Source organism: Maribacter orientalis (genome assembly GCF_900109345.1).
In the GTDB taxonomy this organism is placed as follows: domain Bacteria; phylum Bacteroidota; class Bacteroidia; order Flavobacteriales; family Flavobacteriaceae; genus Maribacter; species Maribacter orientalis.
Genome location: NZ_FNZN01000004.1, coordinates 149447 through 162035, shown reverse-complemented (window position 1 = coordinate 162035; position 12589 = coordinate 149447). Strand labels below are relative to the sequence as shown.

The 12589-nt window shown below is 35.3% G+C and carries 9 protein-coding genes and 1 tRNA gene; 5 read left to right on the top strand and 5 right to left on the bottom strand.

Annotated features, from left to right (window positions below):
• Positions 1–7: 7 nt before the first annotated feature.
• The 3 genes from BMY56_RS10360 to BMY56_RS10350 form a co-directional block, all read right to left on the bottom strand.
• The gene (locus BMY56_RS10360; RefSeq protein ID WP_091623629.1) at positions 8–346 is read right to left on the bottom strand and encodes a T9SS type A sorting domain-containing protein; all 339 of its coding nucleotides are present in this window, start codon (positions 344–346) and stop codon (positions 8–10) included.
• Between the two features lie 90 nt (positions 347–436).
• Positions 437–3271: a DNA polymerase I gene (gene polA, locus BMY56_RS10355; protein ID WP_091623627.1), complete on the bottom strand. Its 2835-nt coding sequence runs from the start codon at positions 3269–3271 to the stop codon at positions 437–439.
• A gap of 105 nt (positions 3272–3376) precedes the next feature.
• Positions 3377–4363 carry an isoaspartyl peptidase/L-asparaginase family protein gene (locus tag BMY56_RS10350; protein ID WP_091623624.1) on the bottom strand — a complete coding sequence of 329 codons (987 nt, stop codon included), beginning with the start codon at positions 4361–4363 and terminating at the stop codon, positions 3377–3379.
• A gap of 41 nt (positions 4364–4404) precedes the next feature.
• Between BMY56_RS10350 and BMY56_RS10345 the strand changes: the two genes are divergently transcribed.
• The 3 genes from BMY56_RS10345 (at position 4405) to BMY56_RS10335 (ending at position 6802) form a co-directional block, all read left to right on the top strand.
• Complete coding sequence (locus BMY56_RS10345; RefSeq protein ID WP_091623621.1) at positions 4405–5127, top strand: copper homeostasis protein CutC; 723 nt, start codon at positions 4405–4407, stop codon at positions 5125–5127.
• Positions 5128–5183: 56 nt separating this feature from the next.
• Positions 5184–6413, top strand: coding sequence for a metallophosphoesterase (locus BMY56_RS10340; RefSeq protein ID WP_091623618.1), 1230 nt, complete (start codon positions 5184–5186; stop codon positions 6411–6413).
• Between the two features lie 92 nt (positions 6414–6505).
• Complete coding sequence (locus BMY56_RS10335; RefSeq protein WP_091623614.1) at positions 6506–6802, top strand: thioredoxin family protein; 297 nt, start codon at positions 6506–6508, stop codon at positions 6800–6802.
• Between the two features lie 54 nt (positions 6803–6856).
• Here the strand turns inward: BMY56_RS10335 and BMY56_RS10330 are convergent, their stop codons facing one another.
• Complete coding sequence (locus BMY56_RS10330) at positions 6857–10207, bottom strand: glycosyltransferase family 117 protein (RefSeq protein ID WP_091623611.1); 3351 nt, start codon at positions 10205–10207, stop codon at positions 6857–6859.
• Between the two features lie 166 nt (positions 10208–10373).
• Here BMY56_RS10330 and BMY56_RS10325 point away from each other — a divergent pair.
• Positions 10374–10444: transfer RNA gene (locus BMY56_RS10325), tRNA-Gln, on the top strand.
• Between the two features lie 239 nt (positions 10445–10683).
• Entirely contained in the window at positions 10684–11016 is a 333-nt protein-coding gene (locus BMY56_RS10320; RefSeq protein WP_091623609.1) for a hypothetical protein, read from the top strand.
• Positions 11017–11100: 84 nt separating this feature from the next.
• Here BMY56_RS10320 and BMY56_RS10315 read toward each other — a convergent pair whose 3' ends face one another.
• Positions 11101–12402: a cation:proton antiporter domain-containing protein gene (locus tag BMY56_RS10315; protein WP_091624460.1), complete on the bottom strand. Its 1302-nt coding sequence runs from the start codon at positions 12400–12402 to the stop codon at positions 11101–11103.
• Positions 12403–12589: the final 187 nt, after the last annotated feature.

The window sequence follows — 12589 nt, the reverse complement described above, 5'->3', positions numbered from 1 at the left end:
AGATATTTTATTCCTTAAAAAACTTACGCTGTATATTTTGATGTTCCGTTTGAATGGTTAGCAAATAAACCCCTTTCTCTAAATTAAAAACAGGAATATTAAGGGCGTTATGCTGAATTACCCAATGATGCGAGATAACCTGCGTACCGTACATGTCTGTTATTATAATCGATGCATTGGGTGAATTATGAAGACCTAAAACATTTATAACATTAGTTGCTGGATTAGGAAAAACTTTTATTTTTATGGTGTTTTTAGTCTCAACACTTATTTCTTGTTTATATGATTGGGAAAAACCTAGATGAATAGCGGTTATGAAAATGACAAATAATATTACGTTTTTCATGGTATTTTACAATAGAATAGTAAATACCTAACGTCTTGTTAAATGTGTTTCTTGTAATATTAAGAAGGTTTAACATCTAGGAAAATAGTGTTAATGCGCCACCAACCAATTTTCTCCTACACCTACTTCCACATCTAAAGGAACATCTAATTTGTAGGCATTCTCCATTTCAGACTTTATTAAAGTTTTTAATTCCTCTAACTCTGGGTTGTAAATATCAAACACCAATTCATCATGTACCTGTAAAAGCATTTTAGATTTGTAATTACCTTCTTCAAGCTTTTTATGAATGTTGATCATGGCTATTTTGATAATATCAGCGGCACTACCTTGAATAGGAGCGTTTACTGCATTACGTTCAGCGGCGCCTCTAACAATGGCATTGCTGCCGTTAATATCCTTAAGATATCTTCTTCGGCCTAAAACAGTTTGTACATAACCATTTTCACGAGCAAAATCGACTTGCTCGCTCATATAGTTACGCAATTTTGGGTAGGTCTTATAATACGTGTCTATAAGTTCTTTTGCTTCTGATCTTGATAAATCTGTTTGATTACTAAGGCCGAACGCAGATACTCCGTAAATGATTCCAAAATTGACCGTTTTAGCATTACTACGTTGTTCACGGGTTACTTGTTCTATAGGAATATCAAAAACCTTTGATGCGGTTGAAGCATGAATATCCTCGCCATTTTTAAAAGCCTCTATCATAGTGGTTTCTTCGCTTAAAGCAGCAATGATTCTAAGTTCTATTTGAGAATAATCTGCAGCCAATAACGTATAATTTTCATCTCTTGGGATGAATGCCTTACGAACTTGACGACCACGTTCGGTTCGAATTGGAATGTTCTGCAAATTGGGATTATTGCTGCTTAAACGACCTGTTGCAGCAACTGTTTGCATATAATCTGTATGAACACGCCCGGTAGATGGTTCAACTTGTTCTGGTAAAGCATCTACATAAGTGCTTTTCAATTTAGCCAAACCCCTATAGTCTAAAACATTTTGAATAATTTCATGGTCTTTTGCTAAATACGATAACACATCTTCTGCAGTTGAGTATTGACCTGTTTTTGTCTTTTTAGGTTTTTCTACAAGTTTTAGTTTGTCAAATAAGATTTCACCCAACTGCTTTGGTGAACCAATGTTAAATTCGGTGCCAGCGTCTTCATAAATTTTCTTCTCAAGGGTAGCGATATCATTATTTAAATCTGAAGAGAGTGAATTAAGAAACTCTTTGTCAAGATTTATTCCTTCCAATTCCATGTCGGCTAATACCCGTAATAAGGGAATTTCAATTTCTTGGAATAATTTTTCTGTATTTGCTTCTTTAAGCTCTGGTCTAAAATGTTGTGCCAGTTGAAAAGTAATATCGGCATCCTCTACTGCATACTCCGTTTGTTTTTCTACAGGAACTTCTCGCATATTCAACTGGTTCTTACCTTTTTTTCCAATAAGTTCGGTAATAGATATTGGAGTATAGTTAAGGTAGGTTTCCGCCAAAACATCCATGTTATGACGCATATCAGGATTGATAAGGTAATGCGCTAACATGGTATCGAACAAAGGTCCCTTTACATCAACATTATATTTGTCTAAAACTTTGATGTCATATTTTAGGTTCTGACCTATTTTCTCAATTTTTTCAGATTCAAAGAAAGGGCGTAGTTCTTCAATAAGGGCTTGAGCTTCTGCTTTATCTTCAGAAAAAGGAATATAAAAACCTTTAGTGGCTTCCCAAGAAAAAGCAATTCCTACTAATTCTGCCGTTAAAGGATTCAATCCTGTAGTTTCTGTATCAAAACAAACAGATGTTTGCTTCATCAAATTTTGAAGAAACAATTTTAATGCCATGCCAGGGGCTATACTTTGGTATGCATGAGCTACATCGGTAATTGTTTGTCTACTTGAATAGTCTTTAATGGTTACAGGTGAATCACTAGGGCTACCAAAAAGCGAAAACTGACCTGATCCTGCATCTTGTTCTTGTTTTTTGCCTGTTGGTGTGCCGGTTACTTGTGTTACTGTTTCTTCAGATTCATTTGAAAACAGTTTTAGGAATTGCTCTTTTAATCTTCTAAACTCTAACTCTTCAAATATTTCTTGAACTTTTTCAAAATCAGGCCTAGAAAGTTCGTAATCTGATGCGTTAAAGGTTACATCACAATCAATACAGATAGTTGCTAGCTTTTTAGAAAGAATTCCAAGTTCTTTGTTTTCTTCAATCTTCTCTTTCATTTTTCCTTTCAGCTTATCAGTATTTGCTAAAAGATTTTCCATACTACCGAACTCAGCAATGAATTTTTTGGCAGTTTTATCGCCAACACCTGGTAGACCGGGTATATTGTCACTGGCATCGCCCATCATACCTAAGTAATCAATAACCTGTTCTGGTCGTTCAACTCCAAAGCGTTTTTGAATTTCTGGAATTCCCCATATTTCAATGCCATTACCCATGCGTGCAGGGCGGTACATGAATATGTTTTCTGAAACTAATTGTCCAAAATCCTTATCCGGAGTCACCATAAATACTTTGTAATCTTCCTTTTCCGCTTGTTTGGATAAGGTACCGATAATATCATCTGCCTCCCAGCCTTCTAAAACTACACTAGGTATATGCATCGCTTCTAAAATATTCTGAATATAGGGTATCGCTATACGAATGGCATCGGGCGTTGCATCACGGTTTGCTTTATAGGCTTCAAACATATCTGTACGCTCTACACTACCTCCTTTATCAAAGCATACAGCTAAATGGTCTGGTTTTTCTCTTCTAATTACATCGAGCAAAGAATTCATAAATCCCATTATCGCAGACGTATCCATGCCTTTAGAGTTGATTCTAGGATTTTTTATCAAGGCATAATAGCCACGAAATATCAATGCATATGCGTCTAGCAAAAAGAGTCTTTTTTGATCTGCCATTTTTGAATATTAAATGTGAGGGATTAAAAGTACAAATTGAAAGGGAAACTAACCCAAGGATTAGTCAAGTGGTTAGACATTAAAATTTTTCTAAGTCAACCTGTCTTAACTTTTCAAATAACTATCTGATGGGTTATTTATGTGACCATCTTTGGTATATGTTCTATAGGTGAACCCTGGGTGAATACAATAACCACCTGTTTCTCCTTTTTTATTAATAGCAATAAAGCCAATTTGAAAATCTTGTTTGTCTTTATTTTTTGCGATAATACGTTTAACACCTTCTTCACAAGCTTCTTGTGGTGACTTTCCTTGTCTCATTAATTCAACAATAAGAAAACTACCAACTGTTCTCACTACTTCTTCACCTACACCTGTAGCGGTTGCTCCACCAATTTCATTGTCCACAAACAATCCTGCACCTATGATTGGAGAGTCTCCAACTCTACCAGCCATTTTGTAGGCCATGCCACTAGTGGTGCAAGCTCCTGAAATATCTCCTTTTTTATCAATAGCTAACATGCCTATGGTGTCATGATTTTCTATATTTATTATGGGCTTGTACTGTGAGGTTTCTTTCCATTTTAACCATGCTTCTTTTGACTCTTCGGTCAATAAGTCGGTTTTCTCAAAACCTTGCTCGTACGCGAATTGTTCTGCTCCTTTACCTGCAAGCATAACATGTGGTGTTTCTTCCATTACTTTTCTAGCCACGGATATTGGATTCGCAATATTTTGCATTGCTAAAACAGCTCCGCAATTACCATCCTTATCCATAATACATGCATCTAAGGTGACATTGCCATCACGGTCAGGTCTACCGCCATTACCAACGGTACTGTTATTTAAATCGTTTTCTTCGACCATAACGCCTTGGTGAACGGCATCAAGCGAGCTGCCACCAACTTTTAATACTTCCCATGCTTTGGCGGTCGCGTTACCGAAATCCCATGTGCAAATAGCGATAGGGGTAATTCCGATAGAATTTGTTTCTTTCGAAGTTGTTTTTTCAGTGTAGGATGCTAACAATGGAGCTGACATTATTCCTGCAGCAACCGTACTTGATTTTCTAAGGAACTTTCTTCTTTTCATGGGTTGGGTTCTTTACTTTTAACAAGCCTAAATATAAGAATATGCTAGTAGAAGTTTGTGCTAATTCGTTAGAATCTGCCTTAGTTGCCGAACGTGCTGGTGCAGACCGCATTGAGTTATGTTCTGAGTTGGCAGTAGGGGGATTAACTCCATCTTACGGATTGTTGAAAGCGGTAAAAGAACAAGTGAGTATTCCTGTTCATGTATTGATTCGTCCTAGAAGTGGCGATTTTACGTATTCGGATGCAGAGTTTGACATTATGTTGACCGATATAGCGCTATGCAAGGAACTGGGATTTGAAGGTGTCGTATCTGGGGTGCTTAACAAAAGTTTTACTTTGGATGTAGAACGAACACGAAAATTAAAATCTTCAGCAGGTGATTTAACGTTTACATTTCATAGGGCATTTGATTGGGTTAAAGACCCATTTAGAACCCTTAAGCAATTAGATGATTTACAGATAAGTTATATTTTGTCTTCTGGCCAGCAAAAGTCTGCACTCTTAGGTATTGATTTATTGTCTGATTTAAAGCTGCAAAATTCTCGTGTTCAAATAATGCCAGGTTCAGGAATAAATGCAGGTAATGTTGAACTTTTTAAGAAAAAGGGTTTTAGTATTGTTCATTTATCTGGTACGGCAATGACTGAAACTTTGTCTAAAGCACCACTGATTTCTATGATTTCAAGTGGTTTTCTAAGTGATGATCATAAAGCGGTTACAAAGTTAGAGAATATAAAGGCAGTTATGAATAAGGTTAAATAAAATGCAAATGAGCTCGTATAAAGTTGTGATACGGATATCTTTGTAAAAAAGAAACTATGATACGTTGGATTATTTTTATCTTGGTTTATATAGCACTGGGGTTTTACGTAATACAGGCCTTAAAAACTATTGCTAAACAGCCATGGTGGTCTTATTTATACATTATTGTTTCGTTGTCGGTAATGGTCAATTTTATATATCAGTTTACGGTAGGTGATGATACCAGTAGAGTTTTAAATGTACCTAAAAGCTATGCGTTTGGATTTTTATTGACAGTACTTACTTTCAATATCATAACCATTATCTTTTTATTTTCTGAAGATTTGTACAGAATCACTTCCGGAATTTATCATAAAATTTATGGGGTGGACAAAGAATTTGGCCTACCGGCACGTAGGCGATTTTTGAGTTTAATCGCCCTTGGGATAGCTTCAATACCTTTTGGTGCACTTCTTTACGGCATGTATAAGGGTAAATACAACTTTAAGGTTTTAAAATATACTTTAGAATTTGATGATCTTCCCGATGGTTTTGAAGGCTATCAAATTACTCAGATTTCAGATATTCATAGCGGTAGTTTTGATGATAGAAAAATGATTGAGTATGGTGTTGATCTAATTAATAAACAAAAAAGTGATGTGCTTTTGTTTACAGGTGATATGGTAAATAATATGACTTCAGAAATGCTACCATGGGCAGATTTATTCTCAACCTTAGAAGCTAAAGATGGTAAGTTTTCTGTTTTAGGTAACCATGATTATGGAGATTATATACCATGGGAGACTGAGGAGTTAAAGAGTCAGAATTTAGAAGACCTAAAAATATTGCAGAAAAAAATGGGTTTTGATTTGTTGCTTAATGAACATCGATATTTAAAGAAAGGGACGGATAAAATTGCTTTGGTAGGAGTTGAGAATTGGGGTAAGGGTGGATTTAAAAAGGCCGGAGATTTAAGCAAAGCAGCTTCTCAAATCAATGAGAATGATTTTAAGATACTAATGAGTCATGACCCATCTCATTGGGAGATGGAAGTAATCAAAGATTCATATCATTACCATTTGACTTTAAGTGGACATACCCATGGGATGCAATTTGGAATTGAAATACCAGGATGGATCAAATGGAGTCCTGTAAAATGGAGATATCCTTATTGGGCAGGTATTTATAAGGAAATGGGTCAATTTATTAATGTAAATAGAGGTTTTGGGTTTTTGGGATATCCAGGAAGAGTTGGTATATGGCCGGAAATTACTGTCATTACATTGCGAAAAAGGGCATTAACATGATTTTAACCCTTTTAGAAGCCTACAAATGCATCCGCTAGGGTAGTATTTTAACAATTTTTATTACATTTGGCTAACATAGTAAAGCATTTTATATGTCCAAATTTGGTGAGCTTATAGATTTACAAGTACCGGTTCTTCTCGATTTTTATGCTGAGTGGAATGAACAGTCTACTGCAATGCATCCTGTATTGAGAGATGTTGCTGCAGCTCTAGGCGATAGAGGTAAGGTTATTAAAATTGATGTGGATAAAAATAAAGAGCTTTCCCAAGCTTTACGTGTTAAAGGTCTGCCAACCTTAATGATCTACAAAAAAGGCGAAATGGTATGGCGCCAAAGCGGTGAGCAAGATGCAAATACCCTTATTGGTATTCTTAAGGAGTACGTTTAACTTTTCTAAATAAATTCTATTAGCTAAGCATTGCCTTGGGCTTTCGCCCAAAGCTTATTGTTGTGCCTTTATGCCAACAGTGTCTTGTAATATGTCGGTATTTGTATTGTCTGTCTGTATCGTATCTGAAACTGGTAATGTATCAATCATATCTGGGTCAGATTCTAATCCGCCCTCTGGTAACGTCATATCATCCTCGTCTTTATAGAAATGTTGAAATTTATCTATATACTCGTTAAATATTAAAGTTTCTTTTTCAGCCATCTCTTCAGTATCGTTAGCGATGATTATATCTATATTACGCCTATAGGCTTCCATATCGGCGATAATGTCATCGATGCTACTGTATTGTTCATCTAAACTTACTGAGGCATAGTATTCTAATCGTTCTTGATACTTCTTCTTCAATGTTTCGAAAAGTTCACGCGCTTTTTGGCTTTCACCCACTTTATAGTATCCATCGATAAATGGTTCTATAAGCGTATAATAACCGAATTTTTCAACTGGCATATTTGTTAATGATATTTCAATAATATCTTTAGCCTTATCCATTTTGTTCTCTTTGATCAATGCTTCCATCAATCGGGCTAAATTGCCTCTAAAAGACACACTTTGTATGCGTGTTTGCGTGTCATGGTAAATATCACCGCCTGCATTACCCCAATCCCATTTCTTAACAATATCATACATTAAATCTGTATCAATACGGCCTAATTCAAAAGCATTCGGGCGTTCTGTACGAATAGGGACCAATTTGTACGCCAAACCATCTAATTGCAGGTAATCTTTCATCCATAGATATTCTGCATCATCAAAACTTCCTCCTGAAAAATACAATGGTCTTTTCCAATCATTATTGGCCAAAATATCTAACATCATCATACTCTTTTTGGTGATAGCGCCAGGTAAGTCTATGTCGATAAAATCAACAATTAAATCTGCATCCTTTTCTTTAACAAGACCACTATTTAATACATTCTGTTTGTTAACTGGAACCCTTATTTTATTAGTTGGGTAATACACCATATTTTGAGTGTCCTCTGAGTACTGACTTAAATCAGCGCCATTTTGTTCAAAAAGATATTTGAGCTTTGTTCTAGGTTTGTCGCTATCTATCCAATTAATGAAATCTTTAATAGGCCATCTATTTTCGGTAATACTTTGGTGATATAGCACATCTCGTGAGCCCCATCTATATTTCTCATGTGAAATTTGAGAAGGAATAGGAGCACTTTCGTATGCAGCAACCTTCATTTGATCTACGTACCAATCTGTTTCAAAAAGACTCGTACAAACTACACGTACGTCTGTTCTATAATGCTCTATTTCTTGTGCATACCAAATAGGGAAGGTGTCATTATCACCAATGGTGAAAAGTATGGCTCCTACATCTTCTTGACAAGAATCTAGATATGCTTTTGCAGAAGAGTTAGCCGTAAAACGATTAGATCGGTCATGGTCATCCCAATTTTGAACCGCCATAACCGTAGGTACTGCAAGTAGTGTGACAATAACCACAACAGGAGCTAATATTTTCGGTGTTATCCAATCTTTAAAACTGTCGTAAAGCCCGTATACGCCCAAACCTATCCATAGTGCAAAAACATAGAATGAACCAACTAAGGAATAATCACGTTCACGTGGTTGAAATATACCAGGGTTGGTGTAAAATTGAATTGCCAAACCTGTGAAAAGAAAGAAAATCAATAATACCCAGAACTGTTTTTTGTCTTTTGAAACTTGAAAAACAATCCCAATTATACCTAATAGAAGCGGTAAAAAGAAGTAGGTATTTCTACCAGGATTATTCTTAATATCGCTCGGTAAATTATCTTGACTTCCTAAACGCCAACTATCTATGAAATTAATACCGCTAAGCCAATTTCCATTATCGTTGTAACGACCTTGAACATCATTCTGTTTACCTACAAAGTTCCACATGAAATAGCGTAGATACATGTAATTGAATTGAAATTCAACCATGTATTTAATATTATCCCAAACAGTCGGTGGCTGTACTTCAATATACTCATCAAAACGTTTTAGAAAACTAATGTATTGATCTGCACCAATTTCACCATTAGCAAAACCTATTTTAATCTGCTCAGCAGCTTGTCTTAATTCTTGATTTGGTTGTGTGATTCTAAAATCTAACGCCCCAAAATAACGCATGTAATTTTCTGCATTTTGTGAACTCCACATTCTTGGCAATAGACCTAGATGTTTTGGATTAGGGCCTTGAACTGCATCTTTGAATTTGTTTACAACAATATACTTACCTAGGGTATAATCTTTTTCATATTTCGGTTTGCCATCTTGGTCTTCACCAGCTGAAGCAAACATATCTGAATAATACGCACCATATACAGGGCTATCTACCCCTGGGTATTGCTCTCTATTATAATATGCTAAAAGAGCTCTTGCATCTTCTGGATTATTCTCATTAATAACTACCTTGGCATTTGCTCTAATTGGGAGCATCAACCAGGAAGAAAATCCTAAGAATAAAAACATCATACATAATACGATGGTGTTTCCGGTTCTAAAATTATTCTTACGAGTGTAATTCAAGCCAAAATAGAAAGTAGCAATAAATACTAAGCCGATGATAATTGATCCTGAATTGAAGGGTAGTCCAATGCTATTAATGAAAAAGACTTCTCCCCATCCAAAAAGCTGAAGTACATAGGTAAGTGAGAATTTATAAACTAACATTAAAATTGCTATCACAATAATATTAGCTAACAAGAAATTTTTAACTGTAGTCTCTTTATAGGTTTTAAAATAATATAAAAGTCCAATAGATGGTATGGCTAAGAAGCCCATGAATTGAATACCGAAAGTAAGGCCTACAACAAATGAGATTAAAATAATCCATCGGTTACCTCGTGGGTCATTTAAATTATCAGTCCATTTTAAGCCTAGCCATAATAATAAGGCCATGATGAAACTTGCCGTTGCATAAACCTCTGTTTCAACTGCATTGAACCAAAAACTGTCTGAATAGGTAAAGGCAAGTGATCCTACCAATGCACTACCAAAAACAGCTATAGCTTTACTATTTGTGAACGGACCATCTTTATCGATAAGTTTTCTGGTGATGTTTGTAATTGTCCAGAACATAAATAAAATGGTAAATGCACTTGAAACACCTGACACTAAATTCACCATCATGGCAACCTTATTAGGTTCGAAGGCGAACATAGAGAAAAATGCACCTATCATTTGCAGTAAAGGAGCTCCTGGTGGGTGTCCTACCTGCAGCTTTGCGGCTGTAGCTATATACTCGCCAGCATCCCAAAAACTATTTGTTGGTTCTACGGTAATATAGTATGTAATAAGGGCTATGAAAAATACGGACCATCCTAATATGGTGTCCCACTTATGGTAGTTCTTTGAAAACATGAAGCTTGGGTTAAACCTAAGTGGCGAATTTACTAATTAATATAGAGAAGTTTGTACTATTTTTATAAACCTTTAACAGGGTAAAAGCACTATTTTTTATTATTACATTAAAAAATGTTTGGTGAAACCAAACATTGTTTTAAATTTGCACCCTCTTAGAAGGTATTGGCCCATGGTGTAATGGTAACACTTCGGTTTTTGGTACCGTCATTCAAGGTTCGAGTCCTTGTGGGCCAACTAATGAGAACAAAGAAAATCCCGATATCATATGATGTCGGGATTTTTGTTTTTAACAAACTGTGTATTCGTTAAATTTGTGGAGTGATGAGATTTGATATGAATGTTAACGAGAAGAAATGGCTATCTATTATGTCAGTATTTTTGTACATTTAATCTAATAACGTTAGTAATTTATCGGAAAAGAAACCATTTCGATGTCGTTTTGTTATAATTTAGTGCCCTTAATAACTTGACCTATGAATCTTTCTCCAAAAATTTTAAAAATTTTATTGATTATTGTGTTGCTTGGATTTGGCATTGGATTTTACTTGCAAGATTTAAAGCACGAAGAAAGTACTACACATGCATGGAAAGCGAACCGTTATAATTTAGATAGGTTCAATAAAATAATGGAGTACAATAAAAAAATGAATTCCACTAACTGGAGGGTTTTGCGAGACAGTATCGATCAGCAATTAGATACACTTATGATTCTTCGTTTTAGAAAAGAAGTGGATAGCATGAACAATAATCAGCTTGAAGTTCAAAGCGATCAGGTAGAGGTTCATGCCTCGTTTGGTCCTCAATAGTACTCATTAAGGTTAAAAAAAGACGACCCTTTTTAAGCTATTTCGTATGCTATTTTTATATCAAATAGGATCTTCTTTTGATGTTTACTGCGTTTTTTCAATACTATGGTCGTTTGCTGATTCTATTTCAGAAGCACGTAATGCATCTTCAGCTAAATTGCGTTCTAATATTTCTTCATCTATTTCATCTAGCATGGTTCCCATTTTGCGTTTGTCGTGAATCATAGCCCACGTCATAACTAAGCTTGTTGCGATTATTACAAATAACAATATACCCGATTCGAATCCTTCTACTTGAGCTTCCATGGGTATCGCGTAAAAAAGTAATATGGTTATTAATCCTCTTGGGGCAATAAATAGTTGTGGTAGTATGTCTTTGCCGACAAAGATAATAAGTACAATAAAGCGTATTGCGTAAATAGAGGCTATTATTAGTAAACTCACTATTGCTACATTAACGCTTAATAAGGTTGCAAGCACAATTGTGATTCCGAATATCACAAAAAAGAAGGTGCGAACGACAAATGCGGTTTCTAAAGTTATTATATGTAGTTCATGATATATTTGTTGCATCCGTTCAGATTCCAAGAAAATTTTTGTTTTCCCAGGAAAAAATAAATTCACATTCTTTACAATTAAACCGAATATGAGGATTATAATTAAAGAGGATAAGTGCATCTTTTTTCCAATTGCATATAGTAGCAGTAATACCGATATGAGTAAAAATTGTTTTGCCTGACTTTTAATACGTTGAAATATTAAGATGATAGCATAACTCGCAACAATTGCAATTATGATGGTTAGTACTAAATTTCCTGCGAAACCTACTACACCAGCATCCTCTGTAGGATTTAGTTTGCCTATTAAGAAATAGAACATCATAATACCCATGATGTCAGAAAAGGTGCTTTCATAAATATGAAATTCTTTTTTAGTTTCTGCGAGTCCGCCAACACTAGGTATAATTATAGCGCTTGAAAGAATGGATAGGGGGGTTGCGTATAGCCAGGCAGATTGCATGGTCATATTGGGTATGAATTGATATAGAATGAGTGCTGCTATATATGCAGAGCCAATTAAGCCTATTAAAGCAACCGCCATTGATTTTAGAATAGGCCATAATTTTTCTTTCTTCAGCTCTAGTTCTAAAGCGGCCTCAAGTACAATCATAATTAAACCTACTGTTCCTAATATTTCTAAGGAGCCTTTAAAATCGGGTATTTCAGGAATAAAAAACCCTAAGCCTATCTTTATTAGTATGCCTAATACGATTAGCATTAACACTGCAGGTATATTCGTTTTTTTTGATATGCCATTAAATAAGAACGACAATACAACAATAAGCGATGCGCCAATGATTAGGTTATAGGAGGATAAAATTTCCATTTGGTTGTGTTTTGGTTGACATTCGCCTAAAATTAACATAAAAACTAGCCTTGCTTCTTTCTAAAGAGGTTATTTTTTATTTGACTGTTTTAGTGTTGATTGAATTAGGAAGTGAAACGGTATTGTAGGAAATTAAATTTATTGTATATTTGCAGTGCTGAAAGGATATAAAAGTATTCATGAGGGG